The organism is Fibrella aquatica (assembly GCF_041321135.1).
Taxonomy (GTDB): Bacteria; Bacteroidota; Bacteroidia; order Cytophagales; family Spirosomataceae; genus Fibrella; species Fibrella aquatica.
In genome coordinates this window covers 1-18,166 of sequence record NZ_JBGGWF010000004.1, presented here as the reverse complement: position 1 = coordinate 18,166, position 18,166 = coordinate 1, and the positions used below count along the sequence as shown (strand labels likewise).

Annotated in this window: 15 protein-coding genes; 8 read left to right on the top strand and 7 right to left on the bottom strand. The window is 52.7% G+C overall.

Annotation, left to right across the window (positions count from 1 at the left end):
- Positions 1–15: 15 nt before the first annotated feature.
- A complete protein-coding gene (locus tag ACAW87_RS10955; protein WP_370723435.1) occupies positions 16–576 on the bottom strand; it encodes a superoxide dismutase family protein in 561 nt (186 codons plus the stop codon).
- A gap of 189 nt (positions 577–765) precedes the next feature.
- Here ACAW87_RS10955 and ACAW87_RS10950 point away from each other — a divergent pair, with 189 nt between their 5' ends.
- Positions 766–1,491 carry a universal stress protein gene (locus tag ACAW87_RS10950; RefSeq protein WP_370723434.1) on the top strand — a complete coding sequence of 242 codons (726 nt, stop codon included), beginning with the start codon at positions 766–768 and terminating at the stop codon, positions 1,489–1,491.
- 98 nt (positions 1,492–1,589) lie between these two features.
- On the opposite strand, the gene ACAW87_RS10945 is transcribed toward ACAW87_RS10950, so the two are convergent.
- The 3 genes from ACAW87_RS10945 to ACAW87_RS10935 all read right to left on the bottom strand — a co-directional run bounded on the left by ACAW87_RS10945 (position 1,590) and on the right by ACAW87_RS10935 (position 5,347).
- Positions 1,590–2,108, bottom strand: a complete 519-nt coding sequence (locus ACAW87_RS10945) for a DUF4494 domain-containing protein (protein WP_370723433.1) — start codon at positions 2,106–2,108, stop codon at positions 1,590–1,592.
- 161 nt (positions 2,109–2,269) lie between these two features.
- On the bottom strand, positions 2,270–4,879 hold the full coding sequence (locus tag ACAW87_RS10940; RefSeq protein WP_370723432.1) for a PspC domain-containing protein: 2,610 nt from the start codon (positions 4,877–4,879) through the stop codon (positions 2,270–2,272).
- Between the two features lie 15 nt (positions 4,880–4,894).
- The gene (locus tag ACAW87_RS10935; protein WP_370723431.1) at positions 4,895–5,347 is read right to left on the bottom strand and encodes a PadR family transcriptional regulator; all 453 of its coding nucleotides are present in this window, start codon (positions 5,345–5,347) and stop codon (positions 4,895–4,897) included.
- 211 nt (positions 5,348–5,558) lie between these two features.
- Here ACAW87_RS10935 and porU2 point away from each other — a divergent pair, with 211 nt between their 5' ends.
- From porU2 to ACAW87_RS10910, 5 genes are read left to right on the top strand one after another with little or no spacing between them, the layout of a single operon-like run.
- Positions 5,559–8,906 (top strand): putative type IX secretion system sortase PorU2, encoded by a 3,348-nt coding sequence (porU2, locus tag ACAW87_RS10930; protein ID WP_370723430.1) that lies wholly within the window; start codon positions 5,559–5,561, stop codon positions 8,904–8,906.
- Complete coding sequence (locus ACAW87_RS10925) at positions 8,903–10,123, top strand: hypothetical protein (protein ID WP_370723429.1); 1,221 nt, start codon at positions 8,903–8,905, stop codon at positions 10,121–10,123. The genes porU2 and ACAW87_RS10925 overlap by 4 nt, the downstream gene beginning before the upstream one ends.
- Before the next feature lie 37 nt (positions 10,124–10,160).
- Positions 10,161–10,535 (top strand): VOC family protein, encoded by a 375-nt coding sequence (locus ACAW87_RS10920; RefSeq protein WP_370723428.1) that lies wholly within the window; start codon positions 10,161–10,163, stop codon positions 10,533–10,535.
- 38 nt (positions 10,536–10,573) lie between these two features.
- Complete coding sequence (locus ACAW87_RS10915) at positions 10,574–11,587, top strand: zinc-dependent alcohol dehydrogenase (RefSeq protein ID WP_370723427.1); 1,014 nt, start codon at positions 10,574–10,576, stop codon at positions 11,585–11,587.
- Between the two features lie 33 nt (positions 11,588–11,620).
- Positions 11,621–12,958 (top strand): MFS transporter, encoded by a 1,338-nt coding sequence (locus tag ACAW87_RS10910; RefSeq protein WP_370723426.1) that lies wholly within the window; start codon positions 11,621–11,623, stop codon positions 12,956–12,958.
- Positions 12,959–12,994: 36 nt separating this feature from the next.
- Here the strand turns inward: ACAW87_RS10910 and ACAW87_RS10905 are convergent, their stop codons facing one another.
- Entirely contained in the window at positions 12,995–14,299 is a 1,305-nt protein-coding gene (locus ACAW87_RS10905; RefSeq protein ID WP_370723425.1) for a DUF3472 domain-containing protein, read from the bottom strand.
- Between the two features lie 172 nt (positions 14,300–14,471).
- Here ACAW87_RS10905 and ACAW87_RS10900 point away from each other — a divergent pair, with 172 nt between their 5' ends.
- A complete protein-coding gene (locus tag ACAW87_RS10900) occupies positions 14,472–14,660 on the top strand; it encodes a hypothetical protein (RefSeq protein WP_370723424.1) in 189 nt (62 codons plus the stop codon).
- 345 nt (positions 14,661–15,005) lie between these two features.
- On the opposite strand, the gene ACAW87_RS10895 is transcribed toward ACAW87_RS10900, so the two are convergent.
- A complete protein-coding gene (locus tag ACAW87_RS10895) occupies positions 15,006–16,262 on the bottom strand; it encodes an RNA polymerase sigma factor (RefSeq protein ID WP_370723423.1) in 1,257 nt (418 codons plus the stop codon).
- Positions 16,263–16,270: 8 nt separating this feature from the next.
- Entirely contained in the window at positions 16,271–16,624 is a 354-nt protein-coding gene (locus tag ACAW87_RS10890; RefSeq protein ID WP_370723422.1) for a YciI family protein, read from the bottom strand.
- Between the two features lie 289 nt (positions 16,625–16,913).
- On the opposite strand from ACAW87_RS10890, the gene ACAW87_RS10885 reads away from it, so the two are divergent.
- A complete protein-coding gene (locus ACAW87_RS10885; protein ID WP_370723421.1) occupies positions 16,914–18,077 on the top strand; it encodes a zinc-dependent alcohol dehydrogenase in 1,164 nt (387 codons plus the stop codon).
- Positions 18,078–18,166: the final 89 nt, after the last annotated feature.

Genomic DNA, 18,166 nt, shown 5'->3' with positions numbered 1-18,166 from the left:
CACAGCCACAAACGTTTACTGCCGGGTTACTACACCGGCGGCAATACGGCCACCGCTGTTACCCGACGGGTCAGTAATTTGATCGTCGGCGTTGGCGTGGATGACAAGGGCAGTACCATCGGCATCAAAAACCGTTTTTGTACTCTGCGATAGGGTAATGCGATCGGTGGAGGTTGTTAACGTACCTACGCCCTGCGCGTTGACTTCCAGATTGGGTAAATCGCCGTTATGTGCGCCACCAGGGTTGCTTAATCCATGTTGTTTGTTATCAGGGTTGAAGTGTTCGCCCGCGGTCATAAATGCCGTGTCCGGATCGGCTCGGCCAATCATATGGAAGTGAATGCCGTGCTGCCCGGCTGGCAGGCCCGTTACGCTCACGACCATAGATACAGTTCCGCTGGTTTCTTCGGTAAAACTGGCCGTGCCTACCGACCGTCCAGTTGTGTCAATGATGTTGGCCGTAGCCCTTGTAGTCGGCTCTGTTGTGTTCGAGTCGTTGTTGTTGCAACTGGCCATAATACCAATTGCTAAACAGGCGATAAGGCCGCGTGCCGCAATTATTTCGTACGTTGTCATACTGTTGTTACCTATTAAAGAGTTGGATTAAACAGTACAACGCGAGATCGTTGACAGAGTTAACTAAAACTAGAGAAAGGCATTTTGCTTTTACGAGGACTGAACAAGGGCAAGAGCATAGGATAAGGTTGCATAACTATCCGGTCTGTTGGGGAGTTGCGGGAGTGACTTTCTTCATGAAATCCACTTATGAAAACGATACTCTTCCCAACCGATCTCTTCGATCAATCCTCTACCACGTTTACGTACCTGAATCTGATGGCCCGTGCCTGGGAGGCCCGGGTTATTGTGTTACACGTGTACCAGCCTGTGGTAGCCGACACGTCTTTTTCTACGTTTGCCGATCCGGGAATGGGGTCAGTAGCAGTACTTGATCTGGAAACGATCAGTCAAAAGCATCTGGATAGACTTGTTGAGCAATTCCGCAACGAAGGCCTCGACGCGGTGGGCGAGTGGCGGGTTGGCGATATAGAGAACAGTATTGTCGATGCTGCCCGTGAATACAAACCTGACCTGCTGATTACCCAACGCAGCACGATAACCACGTTTTTCGACCGATTGGCCGGTAGTTCAGCCGACGATGTGGCCCGGCAGGCTCCGTGCCCGGTCTTGTTTATTCCAGAAAGTGAACTGGGTAAGGAGCCAATTTCAGTGGCATTCCGGTCGGTGGCGTATGTGCTTCAGCAGCATATCTCTCAACAGATGGTGAGCGATCAAACCGCTGCAATTATCGATACATTCGACGCTCACCTAACGGTGATTACCCCCGAGCAGATCGACGAAACAAAACCGGATCTGTTTGTGGTGCAGCGTAAGGAAACCGGTTTTCTGGGTGGCCTGATGGGCACCGATCCAACCGAGAAGCTGCTCTCAACCGCTAACGTCCCTGTGCTGGTGTATCACGAGGCGGAGTAATTGTTCAATGGAGCGTTGCTCCGTTAGGCTATAGGGATAAAAAAAGACAAGCCGTTTTGTCTCTACAGCTTAACGGAGCAACGCTCCGTTGAACATTATTATACCGCTGCTTCCAACTGAGCCAAGGGCTTCAAATTGGCGGGTACTTCAGGCGGCAGGGCGTCGTGCGGCACTACCTCCAGAATGGGAGTCAGGTTGATATCCGTAATTTCGACCGGAACCAGCATGGTGCTCAGGTTATCGACCAGGCGTTGATGCGCTTCGCGAAGATTGGAGCCGTTGATGAGCATCGTGCTCAGGACTTTTTTGGCCCGGCCTTTGTCATCTTCGGTCATGTAGAAGGTCTTGCATTTGTACCAGTTATCGCCACCCTCGACGTGGAAAACATCACTCAACCGCATGGGACGAATGGCGGTAATCTCAAATTCAGGGGTATTGTCGGCTACAATGCGGTATAAACGAGATTCGGCATCGGTGTACGAAACGGCGTCGATCAGGTACGTTTCGTTGATTGTTTTCATTTTCGGCAATTCAGCAGAGGCATCCTTACGGGTATCCACCGCGGCCGAATCGTCGGTTTGTTGGTAGCGTATTTTGCCGATAAACCAGGTTGGCATGAGTCAGTTATCAGTTAACAGTTATCAGTTATCAGGGAACAGTTATCGGTTATCAGGGAACAGTTATCAATAAGCAGTTAGCTTTCCTCACTTGACGAAGTCGATAACTGTTTACTGATAACTGTTCCCTGATAACTGATAACTGTTCCCTGTAAAGGTACTCAATCCCGGCTTTTGGTTTGCGTGATCTGCCCGTTGCCAGTGGTCTTTTTCGATAGGTTTGTTACCTCGCCAAGACGTGCACGGCTAGCTCCTGCTGCATTGACATCAGCTCGCTCAACGCGGCTTTGCGTGGCCTGCAACCGGCTCGCTCCCGACAGGGTCGATTGCAGTTGGGTGGCTTTTCCGCGCAACACAATGCTCGAGGCCCCAGTCTGATCGGTCGTGATCGATTTGGCCGTAGTCTTTACAAACGCTTTACTTTCTCCCGATAAATCGAGGGTTAGGGCGCTTAGTTCGTCGAATTCCGTGAGGCGCGCTTCAGAACGGCCCGACAGGCGGAGCACCTGAAGCGTAGGTACCGTGATGATAAGCCCAATCCGGTCGGTGTTGCCTTCGGGGTTTTCCCGCTGTTCAACCCGCAGATTACCGTCTTCTGTGGTAAGTGTCACCCGGTTCAACCCCTCTTCGCTGCCTGAGCCTTCCACTTTGAAAGTAGATCCTTTCTGAAAACGAACCCCGAAGTTGCCTGAAATGGCCACGGCAGTTGGCGGTGCAATAGCTGTTCCTGAAGCGGGAAGCAACGAGCGGGTTAACTCGCCGTTAACGTCAACATCTACTTCGTCGTCATTTCCTTCGTCATCATCGCGATCATCGTTGTCTCTGTCACGGTCGATCGTTCGTTCAAAGCCAACACCATTCAACCCTTCTGGTGTAAACTGCCACAGTTTGGTAGCCATGTCATTCAGCTCTTTCCGGTCGAATTGGTTGCTGATAAACTCACCAAATTCTTCCGTCATTCGGAACGGTTTTCCGTATGGAATGTAGACACGTACCTGAAGCTCCTGATTGCGGAATCGAACATCGTCGGGCAGGTTGTAGGTATCATCGAACGTCATGGTCGAATCCCTGGCTACAGGCAAGTACTGGATCTCGCGGGCATTGGCCTCGGCTTGTTCCCGGTTTCGGCCGCGTGCCGCTGCTTCCAGCTCAACCTTAATTTCGGTACCGTTATAGCCCAGTAGCTCAATGCGGGGACGAGAGCGGAATTCGTTATCGTTATCGGTATCGTTGAGGGCAAACGTAGGCGTGTTGGCAGGGCGGAGTACCAATGAGGTTTCAACTTTGGCACGTCGATTAAATTCGCCCACAATCTGCGGAACGGTAGAGGCCAGAATAACGCCGCTAACTACCCAAATGGCCAGCAACGTAAGCACGGTGTTTCCGGTAAGGAATGACTTGCGGGTAATCACAATCAATCCGGTCAACCCCAAAGCTACGCTGGGCAAAAAGCCAAATGTAAAACCCGATAGTAGGGTGATGAAACTGGCGTCTTCGCGCAGAATAGAGAGCGGAATACCATCACCATCACCGAAATTCGTTCCGGCCAGTACGCCAATGCCCGCTCCTAAAACGGTCAGGCAGGCAATAACTAAGCTAAAGCCAACCAACATGAGCAGCAGGCCAAACAGAATGCGTATCACGCTGCCTAGTCCACCCAGTGTTTTGCCAAACAGTTTTCCAAGGGCACTGAATATGGCGGCAATGGCCCGGAAGGGGAAAAGCAACAGTTGGGTCAAACCACTTTCGGGCGCGGTTTCGGCCACGTTGAGGTTGCTTTTAACGCTGCTTTCAATGTTGCTGAGCGTGATGGGTTTACCGGTCATCTCCATTTTTTCGGTCAGGCTACGGGCTTCGGGTGCTACCATCCAAAGCACGATGTAGGCCAGAATACCAAAACCGGCGATGAATACGGTGGCCACCATGGCAATGCGGATAATGCTGATCTCGACGCCAAAGTAAGCGGCCAAACCGGAGGCTACGCCGCCCAGCACTTTGTTGTCGGGGTTGCGGTAGAACTTCCGAATGCCTTTTTCGGCTTCCAGCGTAGCATCGCCGGGCAGAAAAGCCCAGAGCAGGATGTAGGCAATAATTGTTACGCCCGAGAGTGAACCAAACAGGCGCCCGTCATTAAACAGACCATTACTCAGGGCTGGAAAACCGATGACGAGTGTGACCAGCAACACGCGAATCCAGACCGGGTCGATGCGGAAGTAGTGGGCCAGTCCGGCGGCTACACCGCCCAGCGTTTTGTGGCGCAGGTCGCGAGACAGTTTCCGGCCATTGTATCCGTACGACGACTGCGTTTTGCCGGTGTTGGCATCGCGCTGGTAGGCGTATTCGTACTTACCGCTTTTGTAGCTGTAGCTGGTGCCCGGTGGTGGGGCGTTGGTAGTTTTCTCTTTGCCGGGTACGTCTTCAGGTGCATTGGGGCGTGGCGTCGGATTGGTTTTGGCGCGGCTGCTGCCTGTAACCAGTACCTCGTCATTTTCAACGGCTTCAAAGTCGGCCACGGTGCCCATTTTGGCAATCAGGCCATTCACGTCTTCGAGCGTAACGGCTTGCCGGGCGGGCGTTTTATCATCGCCTTTCAGGTTATTGAGTAGCTTTTCGGCAATGCGGTTTTCGATGTCGGTAACAATCTCCTGACTGTCATCGTAGGTCGAAAAATACTGCTGAATCGACTGGAGATAACTTTTAAGTTTCTCGTAGCCGTCTTCTTCAATATGGAAGATCACCCCGCTGATATTGATGCTGATGGTCTTTTTCATGGTTGTAATGGGGGCTTATTGATCTTGTTTAGGTTCAGGCATCACAATATCGACCGCTTCGGTGGAAGAATTGGTCAAAGGGGCAGGTTGTACCGTTACGGCTACCTGCGTGGGCGGAGCCACCTGTGTGCCGTTTGCCTGGGCGCGGTTGACAATCAGCATTACCGAGTCTGACAGCTCCTGCCATGTTTCGTTCAGCGATTCTAGCGAATTTCGGCCTAATTCGGTGAGCATATAGTATTTGCGGGGCGGCCCTGAGGTCGATTCCACCCATTTATAATCGAGCAACCCGGCGTTTTTCAGTCGTGTCAGCAGGGGGTAAAGCGTACCTTCCACTACCATGATTCGGGCCGAGGTCAGTTCGTCGAGCATATCAGAAGCGTAAATCTCGCCACGTGATATGATGTGCAGGATGCAGAATTCCAGAATGCCTTTTCGCATCTGGACCTGCGCGTTTTCAATATTCATGAGCCTTAGTGGGTCATAGGTCAATGGATAGGACAAACATACACTAAGGTACTTTGTGATGCAAGGTACTTGATGAAATAGATTATGTTTTCGGGATGAGTGGTGAATAACAAGGGATAAAGAGCGAATCAATACTTACCAATTTGTGCTGTGTGTTTAGGCATAAGCTCCTGAATTGCCTTACTTTGGAAAGTCGTTTTCCCACCACCGCATGAGACTATCCATCTACCTGTGCTTGTTCTTCACGCTGTTCAGTTTTGCTTCTGCCGCTCAAAAACCCGTATTCGGAAACGAGTGGATTAACGCTCAGCAGACCTACTACAAGATACCCGTGGCCCGGAAAGGGTTATACCGGATTACAGTTTCCGATTTGCAAAAAGCAGGTGTTCCCCTCACAAGTCTGGATCCTAGAACACTCCAACTTTTTCACCGGGGTGTTGAACAGGCTATTCTGGTAGAAGGCGAAACCGACGGAAAATTCGATACGGCCGATTACATCGACTTTCTCGGAAACGGTAACGACGGTACGCTCGATTCGGCGCTCTACCGGCCGGCATCGGCTCAGCCTCACCCGTATTACAGCCTCTATTCCGATACCACCGCTTATTTCCTGACCGCCCGCCTCGACGGGCAAGCCGGGAAGCGCATGACCCGCTATACTGACCTGGCCGTTGGCTCGCTGACGCCCGAAACCTATGTGTGGGCCGAGGAGCTGCGCGTATTTACCGATCAGTATCCCGCCGGAAACATCTACCCGATGGGGGCAGGCTACAGCAACGGAACCATTCTAACGGCGTACGATGTGGGCGAAGGCTGGATGGGCGCGAGTATCCGGTCGAAAGCGCGCTATGAACAGGCATTGACGCTCTCGAAACTAGTCAGCACGAGTTTGGCTACGCCCACACTGACGGTACAGTACATTGGCCGAACGCCCACTACGCATGTGGTGCAGGTGCAGGTGGGGCGGGGCAGCAGTCCCCGAACGCTGGATCTGGTTCAGAGCCGAAATTATGACCCGAACACGCTGACGATTCCACTTTCAGCCACCGACGTAGCCGATAATGGCCGGGTGATCTGTAGCCTGAGTCCGCAAAATGCGGATGATGACGTGTCGATGGCTTACCTGCTGGCTCGCTATCCGCATCAGACTGACTTGAGTGGCTACACCTACCGTGAGTTTACAACCAACCCGGCACCTGGTGGTCGGGCGTTGTTGCGCCTGACTAACGTACCTGTTACCGGCCGGATTTTTGATATCACCGTGCCGGGGCAAACGTCGGTGCTGTCGGGTACGTTGGTCAACAGTTCACTGACAAGCGGCACCTGGACGAGTGTGGTTCGGGAAGCGGCCGTAGCTCGAAAACTAGTGATGGTTAGTGCCATATTGTCAATTGTCGGCATAGAGCGGGTCGCTTTTCGGACAATCAATCCGGCTAAAGCCAATTTCCTGATCGTGGCGCATCCGTCTCTGCGCGTGCCTACCGCTGCCTCGCCCGATGCCGTGGCTGACTATGCGGCCTACCGCGCATCAAAGGCCGGTGGAAGCTACGATACACTGAGTGTAACCACCAATCAGTTATACAACCAGTTTAGCTACGGCGAACGAAATGCAGTAGCCATTCGGCGCTTTGCCGATTTCATTAGCCGGAATGGGTCGCCAAAAGCGTTGTTGCTCGTCGGGCAGTCGCGCGACCCGCAGGGCGTTCGAAAAAATCCGCTTGCTGCCAGTCTCGACATGGTACCGAGCGGCGGTTGGCCGGGTTCTGATCTGGCCCTAGTGACGGGCATTGCCGGCCGCCCGGACTACGTACCGGCGGTGGCCGTTGGACGGCTCAACGTTACCCAGCCTCAGCAGGTGCTCGATTACCTGAATAAAGTAAAAGAGCACGAAGCGGCGGCGAGTACAGCCCCGTGGCGCAAAAAAATGCTGCATCTAAGCGGTGGCCGATCTGCCTATGAACTGAGCCTGTTCCGCGCTTTTGTCGATGAATTTGCGGAGGATATCATCCGGAAATACGTGTGTGCTACCGTAGAAACCGTAGCGAAACGAACGGATGACCCAGTCGAAAATATTCCTATCGTGGATCAGGTGAACAAAGGAACAGGCATCATTTCCATGTTTGGCCATTCGAGCCTCGACGTGGCCGACATCGACATTGGGTACGTGAGCAATGACCGGCTCGGCTACCGCAACAAAGGCCGTTATCCGCTATTGCTGGCCAATGGCTGTGCGTCGGGTAACTTCTATTTTGGTCCCAAAACCTTTGTTTCCGATTGGGTGCTGACGCCCGACCGGGGGGCGATTCTGGCGTTAGCCCATACCTACAACGGCTTTGTAAGTCCGCTGAAAACATATACTGATAACCTGTATGCCGTTATGACCGACAGCACGTGGTATAGCCGGACGTTCGGCGAAATTCAGGTCGAAACTATTCGGCGGTATATGCTCACCAACACGTCTATCTATGACAAAACAAATGCTGAACAGATCACGCTTCAGGGTGACCCGGCCGTGCGGCTGTTCCCGTTCACCCGACCCGACCTTACTTTTTTGGAGGGTGGCGTGCAGGTGAAATCTCAGCCCAACTCGGTGTCGCTGACGGCCGTGGTGCTCAATCTGGGACGGGGCATGAGTCAGCGCCCCGAGGTACGTATCCGGCAGTACGCGGCCAACGGACAATTACTACAGGAACAAAAACAGGCTGTGAGCGCGGCCGCCTATGCCGATACACTCCGTATTAGCTTGCCCGTTACCACGCTGGCCAATACGTTTTTTGAGTTACATGCCGACCCGGATGGCGGTATAGAGGAAGAGCGAAAAGACAACAATAGTCTTCAGGTAAAAAGCGATGGTCAGCTAGCTAACCTTCCCTTCGAAGTAGATAACACGGCCCCGGTGGTCGAGGTGGCCTTTGATGGGCGGCGCATTGCCAACGACGCGTTTGTGGCTCCGCAACCTACTATTAGTATTCTGGTGGCCGACGAGAATACACGCCTGTTCCGCACCGATCCAGCCGGGCTGGAATTGTATCTGCAACGTCCCTGCGGGCAGCAGCCCTGTGCGTTTGAGAAGCTACTCGTGTCGGCTAACAACGCTAACTGGAGCAACAATGCAGGTACGTTCCGGCTCAATTACCGACCGGCGCAACCACTTCCCGACGGCGTGTATACGCTGGAAGTGTACGGCAGTGACCTGAGCGGCAACCGGGCGCAACCCTACGCTATTCGGTTTGTGGTGAAGCAGGAGGCGGTGGTCCAGGCGATATCGGTTGCGCCGAATCCGTTTGCTGTCCAAACCACGATCAGGTATGTGCTCACGGGGAGTCAGACTCCGCAACCGGCCACCCTTCGCCTGTTCGATCTGACCGGGCGTGAGGTGCGTACTGTTCAGCTTCCAACTGGCTTAGGCACCAACGAATTTGTGTGGGACGGCACCAACGATACGGGCGTACCCATGGCGGCGGGCTCGTATCTCTACCGACTTGATCTGCCGGGTTATAGTACGTTTGAAGGGTCCACCAAAAAGCAACTGACGGGCCGAATCGTACTGCTACGATGACGCGGGACGATGGCTGGTTGCTGAGCCTCTGGTTACTCCTCGTCGGTCTGATTGGTGGCCTCAGTTACGTTAATTCAAACCACTTTACCAGCACCGATTCGACCTATTATCTGTCGTTTGCGGGTTGGCTCGTGGGGCTCGATGGTGATCAGTACGGGCATGTGTCGGCAGGGTGGGAGAGTACTTTTCCGGTCGGCTATCCGTTGCTGATCGGCCTAATGGCCAGGGTTACCGGTACGTCGCTCCTCGTTGCCTCGAAGCTGTTGAATCTGTTGCTCATTGCGATTTTCCTGCTCATCTGGCGCCACCGAATTGGTGCCCGGCGCACGTTGTGGGTGAGTTCGGTAATGCTGTTGGGCGGGTTTGTACGCATCCTGACCTACACCTGGTCGGAATGGCCGTTTCTGCTGCTGCTGGTTGAATGGCTCTGGTTTGTCGCTCAACCGCCTGAACTGAATATGCTTGTGTTGAAACAGGTTAGGTACGTTACCAAACTGCTTTTGCTGACAATAGGCCTCTTCCTGCTCAGGTACGTGGGTGGGTACGTGGTACTGGTATATGCCTTGCTGGCAATACATACATACCGGCGTGATAGCTGGACAATGACCCGATTGCGCAGGCGGAACGATCTCATCTATACTGTCAGTTCGGTACTGTTCATGTTGGGGTATTTCATTTTAAACAGTCTGCTGACACAATCGCCTTTTGGTGGCGATCGGTTTGTAGAAATAACCGAATCACCGACAAAGATCGCGTCTTTAGTGGCGGTGGCGGTGGTAAATGAAGCCTTGATTCTCCGTGATTTTATACCCGGTGAGTCCATTTGGCTGGTCGTCGTAGGCTTGGTTGTGCAGATTGCCCTGATTCGTTGGATCTGGCCTGGAATTCGCGGGCAACGCCACACATTACCCAACTGGTTGCCCGCTGATCGTGAGTGGCTTCGTGTGCTGCTTTTTGCCGGGGCAACGTACCTGGTTTTACTGGTCACGCTACGGTTTTTTAGCCCGTTTAGTGGGCCCAACGCCCGGTTAATGGCTCCCGTAACGTTTCCGTTATTCGTGTTCCTCGCTGTCTGGATTAGTCAGTGGACTAACGTAGTGGCCCGGCGGCAACTCGGTTTCTGGTGGACCGTGCTCCTGCTTGGCTCGTGGTTGCAATTACTTCCACAGGTCGATATATGGGAGAAACTGCACAACTTTCTGTCTAAATTGACGTGAATTACCGTGTTTTGTCTCTGACTATTCCAACAACACAATGGCAACACCCTTACTCGGTCTGCGAACAACCATTTATGCTGCGCCCAATCTCGAACAGGCAAAAGCCTGGTATACAACATTTTTGGGCATAGAGCCCTACTTTGACGAGCCTTTCTACGTAGGCTTCAATGTGGGTGGTTACGAATTGGGGCTGGACCCTGACCTGACACCCGGCCAGGGAACACCGGTGACTTATTGGGGTGTCACTGATGTACAGGCGACCTGGCAACTATTACTGAACCAGGGTGCTACGGCCCAACAGGAACCGCAACACGTGGGTGGCGACATTATAGTAGCTACCCTGAACGACCCCTTTGGCAATACACTGGGCATTATCTATAACCCTCATTTTAAGGTGGAACAGGCGAACTAGAAAACAGGGCTGATTCAACTCATTGCCGCATTTTATTTATGAAAGCAGCTTTTCTCGAATCACCCCATCAGATCAGGATTCAGGACATACCGATCCCCGAACCCGGCACGGGTGAGGTGCGGGTGAAACTCGCTATGGTTGGCGTATGTGGCTCGGATGTACACCTGTTTCTGGGCCATCGTCTGCTCGAAAAACCCACGATTATCGGTCACGAAGGGCTTGGGTACATCGATAAAATTGGTGCTGGTGTGACGGGGCGCAGGGTGGGCGAACGGGTGGTGATTGAGCCCAATATTCCCTGCCATCAGTGCCGGTATTGCTGGTCGGGTCGTGGTGCTATCTGCATCAATAAACGGGTAATTGGCGTGAATGAGTCAGGCTGCTTTGCCGACTATATTGTGTTACCCGCCGATTTTTGCTGGCACGTACCTGACTCTGTGACTGATGCCGACGCAGTGACCATTGAGCCGATGGCTGTAGCCGTACATGCCCTGCTGGCTTCGAGTGCGAAACCGGGCGATACCATTGCGGTTATTGGGCTGGGTGCGATCGGGCTATTGCTCACCCACCTGGCGTTGGCGCTCGGGTATAGGGTGCTGGTTACCGAAATCAGCACTACTAAACGGAATTTGGCCGAGTCGATGGGTGCCATAGCGGTACCGTTAACCAATAACCCCGACGAACAACGTGTCGAGACAGCCAACGTCTGGTTGGCCAATGATGTCTGCGCCGTATTTGAATGTGCCGGTGCTGCCGTTACAGCATCGCTCGCCACGGCAGCGGCACCGCGTGGGTCAGAGATTGTGCTGGTTGGCTTATCGGGAAGTGCCGCCACGTTTACGCCGCTAAAAATTGCCCGCGAAGGCATTCACATAGTACCCTCGATTGTGTATGATCATCCGATCGACTTTCGCCGGACACTGCAACTGATCTCCTCACGAGTAATTCGGCCGGGATTTATCATTTCAAAACAAACACCGCTCGATGAGCTGCAACACGCGCTGGAAACAGCCGCGCTGGGTGAGGAAAGCAAAGTGTTGATCAGAATGTAGTCGCGTGTTGCCTTACCTACCGTCTCTTGTTGTATGTCTTTTTTAACCGAATCGCCTACTGCCGAAACCGTTCAGGCTGATCTGAAAAACCTGATCGATCACCAGCCGATGAGCCCGTTTCAGGTAATGATGGTTGCCATTTGTTTTATTTTGAACATGAACGATGGAATCGATGTGTTGGTCGTGTCATTTACTGGTTCAGAAATTGTCCGTGAGTGGGGGCTGTCGAAAAGTGAACTGGGCTATATCTTCAGCATCGGACTAGCAGGTATGACCGTTGGCTGCTTTTTTCTGGCTCCGTTCGGTGATAAAATTGGTCGGCGCTCGCTGTTTATCCTGTCGCTGAGCCTCATCACAACGGGTATGCTACTCTCATCGGCGGTAACTGCCTATTATCAGTTGCTGCTGATGCGATTCATCACTGGCCTGGGCATCGGTGGTATTTTGCCGAATCTGGCGGCGGTAGCGGCGGAATTTTCCAACAACAAACGGCGCGATTTCAACGTCGGGCTGGTGCAGGCGGGCTGGCCCATCGGAGCCATTCTGGCGGGTTTTTTTACGGCATGGGCCATTCCTGCCTTTGGCTGGCGGTCGGCCTATCTGGCGGCAGGTGGTGTATCGGCGCTGATGCTGTTGTGCATTACTTTGTTCATGCCTGAGTCGCTGGCGTTTCTGGCGGGTCGTCAGCCCAAACATGCCCACCGTCAGATCAACAGACTGTTAAAGCGCATGGGGCATAAAACGCTTGCACTTTTGCCGGCCGCAACGAACATTCGGTCAACCGTGCCAATTTCGGCTTTATTTACTTCCGAATACCGTGCCTCTACCCTCCGCCTCTGGGTGGGCATTTTCTTTGGATTTATAACGCTGTATACCCTGATGAGCTGGGTGCCAACCCTGGCTAAAGAAGCAGGTATGCCGTTTAACTTGGCCACCTATGTTGGTAATGCGCTCAACCTGGGTGCGTTTTCCGGTAGCCTGATTTTTGGCGTTGTGGTGGCTCGCGTTGGACTTCGCCGCTTAGTTTTGGCCTTCATGGTCATTGCCTTCAGCATTATGGTGCTATATGCCAGTTTGCCAATGACTTACCTGCTCATGTTTGTGATGACGTTTTTCATCGGCGTTTTCGTACAGGGAGGCTTCAACGGCTATTACCCAACGGCGTCCCGCGTGTACCCGGCGGCCATAAGGACAACGGGTGTGGGACTGGCCATGGGCGTCGGTCGATTCGGGGCCATTCTGGGACCAGCCCTTTTTGGGGTGTTGTCAGACGCCGGATTGAGTTTCTCCCTGCTGTTTTGTCTCTTCTCGGTTCCGTTACTGATTGCTGGGTTATCGGCCTATACCATTCCATCGAAGAATCTGGACTGACCATCAGGTACGTTCCTGAAACTATGGCTGCCTCTTTCAGGGTAAAGCAGGTATGTCGACGGTGGGTTTTCTTGCTGCAGGCACTCTGGAAAGCGGAGTGCCCAGGGGTGTGTAATCGTCGAAGAAGCCGCAGTTTCGGAGAAAGAATCGACCATTCCGCTGACCACCGGCATAATCCATCCGGTAGGCTTTTCGGGCTGTATTGTCTCCGGTGAATTGGGTGTTAGTCAATTCCAGCCATTGCCCATCCCGGCTTCTGACCCACTGATTCGAGAATTCGACCTCACGCGAAATATGGCCTGTTTCGGGCTCGAAATTTTCCAGAAAGGAGTAGAGTGATTTCAGGTACGTTTGGGTTTTTGGGCGTTTGAAGCTGGCAATCAACTGCCAGTTGGGTGTGCCAACTGCTCCGAAATAGGCCGAATAGGTAGTATATCCATCCGGGCCGGGGCTGGCGTGAATCAGAAATTTATAGGTCTGCCCCGCCTGCCAGTTATAGCGTAAAAAACTTTGACCGCCAGACCCTTCGTTCCCAAATTCGTTGGTGACCACAGACGGGCCTTTACGTTCGAGTTTGATCTTCTGATCATCAGGAATCGCTTTCGGGTCGTCGGTCTGAAACGGGCTCCAGATCGAAAACAGGATACGCCGCTCGGTTGGCGAATTGACCTGCATACCGAAATACCCCTCGCCAAAACCAGTAGCCATGTAATACGAACCGATCACGTCATTGCCTTTAGGTACCGTGACTTCGTTGTAAAACCACTCGGCTTCTACCCCCGTCGGCACCGGATAACGCAGGTGCACAGATGGCCCCCGCCGACCCCAGTAAAAGAAATTGCCCTCATTGCTACGCACAAAGGCAGTCTGTGCATCCACAAGCGCGCCACTGACACCCAAATCGACTACCTCCGCAAAGGTCTTGCCCGCTTTGCTTACTCCCTGTAGTGTGATTTTAACGTACCCAGGTTTAGCGATCGCCCACTGCCCAAGTGGGTGGTCAGCAAGGGCGTTACCTGTTACATCAATCTCTTTTAATTGCCCCGCCACGGTCACGCGAATCCGACTCTTGCCTGTCATTACGCGTAGATTGGCTGACAGCGTTAACGTACCCGCCTTTTCGAAACGAACATAGGTATCAATCGTACTGGATGGGTCAGACCAGCCGGTTAGCCCTTCTTTCGAAATAACGGCCGATTTACCCACCACCCAGCTATTGCCACCGAGCGGGACACGGAGTTGAACGTCGGTAGAGTCAGCTGGGGGATGGCCTGAAAATGCGAAAAAGCTAGATACTATCAGAAAAAGGCCGATAAGGGTAGGTTGGGCTAGTGTAAGCATATAATAGAATGAATGATGGGGCTACGGAATCTACCCCACAATATAAGCCGCTCTAACCTTTTAAGCCTAACGTGTCAGGCGCGAAGCAACGCCGGTTCTCGCATCGTACCCGTATATTGTGAAGCGGTTCTGTCTTGACATAAACCTGCTTTGCACGCAACCCTGTCTGATTATGACTAACGGAAACAAGTTTGTAATTGGCACCTGCCTCGCGATAGGAGTGCTTCAGTTTGTGCACATTATCGGCAGTGAGAATCCTACGGGCAGCATGGCCAGGCAAAAGCTTATTGTGGGTATCGTAATGATTTCAATAGCCATTGCCGGGTATAACTGGGCAAAGCGCAACCCACCGCAACGATAACGGGCCTATCTCGTTCAATCAGGGTCTGTCGTTATGAGTTCCACGACGTCTTCACCTAGCCCCTTCGGGGTGTCCTGTCAAGAGAACAGAAGTGTACGAGATGGATAAAGCTCCATCGGAGCGGCCTAGAATTGTACTCTGCCAACATAGATGGTAAAGTCCAACCTGATAATACTTTATCAATTGAATTGGACATTTCTAGCTTAGTTCAAGCCGCTCCGACGGAGCTTTATCCCATTTCGTGTGCTTGTGTTCTATTGACAGGGCACCCCGAAGGGATTACGAGTTTATTCATCGTTATTCGTAAAAATGCTTTGATAGTCAACTAATTAAATTGCTAAGGAGCTAGGTCAGGCGGGTCAGCTTACGTGTCAGTAATTCTTTCTCTGGTATCGAAACCGTCAATTGCAAGGCTTGTTGGTAATGGTGTTGAGCCTGAATTGGTTGGGCGTTTCGTTCATACAGATCGCCCAGAACGGTGTGGAAATAGTGGTTTTTTTCCAGACCGCCCAGGCTCTTCACCACCGTAATAGCCACCGACGGACCAGATACTTCAGCCACCGCCACGGCCCGGTTCAAGGCAACAATGGGCGATGGTTTATGGGTCATCAGCAAGTCGTAATAATGTAGAATGACGGGCCAGTTAGTGGACGCGTAGGAGGGAGCGCTGCAATGAAGCATGGCAATGCCAGCTTCGAGGTGGTATTCGCTGAGCGTTTCCCCTTCGGCCGAACGGTTGAGGTACGTATGGCCTTTCCGAATCAAAAGCTGGTTCCAGTGGCTGCGGTTCTGGTCGGCCAGTAAAATAATGGCCCCGTTGGCATTGCTTCGGGCATCGAAACGAGCCGACTGGAAGCACATCAGAGCCATTAATGCATCAACGACGGGCGTATGCGTATGTGGGGTTTCGGTAAGCAGCAAGGTCAGCCGCATCGCTTCCTGACACAAATCCTGTCGGATGATGGTATCAGGGTGCGACGAGTTGTAGCCTTCGTTGAACAGGAGGTAGATGCTTTTTAGCACCGAATCGAGTCTGAATGTCAGGTGTGTTCCGGTGGGTACGTTCAGTTGAATGCCCTCCTGTTTGATCTTTTCTCTTGCCCGATAAATCCGCTTGGCAATCGTATCATCGCTGGTTAAAAAGGCATTGGCGATCTCACGAACACTCAGACCGCACAGAATTTTGAGGCACATGGCCGTCTGCGATTCTGGCGAAATAGCCGGGTGGCAAATGGCAAACAACATCCGTAACTGACTATCGGTGATGGCCTCGTCGAAGAAAAGAGGTTGTGCCATATCGTCGTTCGTATCCTGCTGGCGGAGGTAATCGACTGATGAACTGATTTCGCGAAAGCGGATTTCACGTCGAATTATATCCAACGCTCTGTTTTTGGCCACCCGATATAGCCAGGCACGCGGGTTGTCGGGAATACCCTGAAAAGGCCAGCTTTGTAAGGCCTGAACCATAGCGTCATGCACAATATCTTCGGCTAGGTCGAGCCGGTCAAATCCGAGGGTACAGGCCAGCACCGACGTCATCTTACCCGCTTCGTGGCGAAACAGATGGGCAACTAATTCGCCGGATTCGGTCGGTGCTGGCATAACTGGACTTAGAAATTAACGACTGGCCGAACTTCTACCGAACCGCCTTCCATATCGAACATGGGGCATCCCTGCGCCAGTTCTACGGCTTCGTCTACACTCGCAGCCGTTACCAGCGTGTAACCGCCAATAATCTCTTTGCCCTCCGTAAAAGGCCCGTCTGTGACAACCTGACCACCGTTGGTCATCACCTTGCCAAACGGCATCAAGGCTTCGGTGCCAATCATTTTCCCCTGCGCCGCAATGTCGCCAATCCATTGATTCCATTTCTGAATCTCGGCCTGCATCTCTTCGGGCGATTGTTGCTGGTAGGCAACTTCCTGAGACTGGGGCGAGTGAAAAATGAGCATGAACTTTTCCATGTAGACTGATTTGGTTGGTTGAAAATTACCTGATTTCGCCCCTAAGACGAATAGGCCAATCAAAATCGGACAGCAGTTTTTAGAAAATTTCAATTTTTTGACAACTGACTTTGCACCGGGTTGCCCCAACGTACCCAGCCAGCTATAATCAGACTGCTGACACTGGCCGTTACCTTGTTCAATCAGGATGTATCATCGAGATATATGAAAAGTAGTATGATTCAATAGAACAAATAGACTATAGGCTGGTTCAAGGGTCAAACCAGTACCAAAACAACAGGTATCCGTTATGAAAGCCTTACAAATTCACGGTATGAGAGACGTGCGCGTCGATACCGTTCCTGACCCGATTATTGAAGACGGGCGCGACGCCATTATCCGCGTGACCAGCACTGCTATCTGCGGTTCTGATTTGCACATTTACAACGGCAGTATACCGCAGCCGAGGCCCATGGTACTGGGACACGAGTTTATGGGTATTGTGGAAGAAGTAGGAAAAGGCGTTGGCAACAAGCTGAAAGTGGGCGACCGGGTGGTGGTGCCCTTTCCTGTTGCCTGTGGCACCTGCTACTTCTGTAACCATGAATTGCCCGGTCACTGCGAAAACTCGAACCCGGAGCATTATGGCCCTGAAGGTGGTTTGCTGACCCAAAAAGGCGGCGCGTTATTTGGGTATACCGATATTTATGGCGGCTACAACGGTGGGCAGGCCGAGTACGTGCGCGTACCCTACGCTGACTTTGGCCCGCGTATCATTCCCGATTCGCTGACGGATGAGCAGGCGCTTTTCCTGACCGATATTTTCCCGACCGGCTATTCCGGTATCGACTGGGCCGACGTGAAAGGTGGTGAAATCATTGCCATCTTCGGAGCCGGTCCGGTGGGTATTATGGCCGCGAAATCGGCCTGGTTACGCGGTGCATCGCGGGTGGTCATTGTCGATACCGTGCAATACCGCCTCGACAAAGCCAAAGCAACCGCCAAAGTAGAAACCATTCTGTGGGAAGATGCCGACGGCGTGGTCGAGCAAATTCGCGCCATGACCAACGGACGAGGTGCTGATGTGTGCGTGGAATGCGTCGGTTTCGAACCCGACCGGAGCCTACTCGACCGGGCGAAGGCAGTGATCAACCTCGAGAAAGGCTCAGACAAAGTGCTATTAGCCTGCATGAGCGCCGTTCGTCGCGGCGGCGTGGTCACGATACTGGGCGTATACAGCTCACCGTTCGACAATTTTCCGCTACATCAGTTATTCGACAAAGGCATCACCATCAAAGGTGGTCAGGCTCCCGCCCAGAAGCACATCGACAAACTGCTGGCATATGTTGTCGAAGGTAAAGTAGTGCTCGACGATATCATCACCCACCGCCTGCCGCTATCCGAAGCACCCCACGGATACGAAATTTTCCGCGAGAAAAAAGAAGATTGCGTGAAGGTGGTGCTGACGCCGTAGAGAGGTTGAAAGAGTAGTACTCAGCGTAGCCCCCCGCCCTAAAGGGTGCCCGCTTGCGCATAATAAAGCGCAAGCGGGCACCCTTTAGG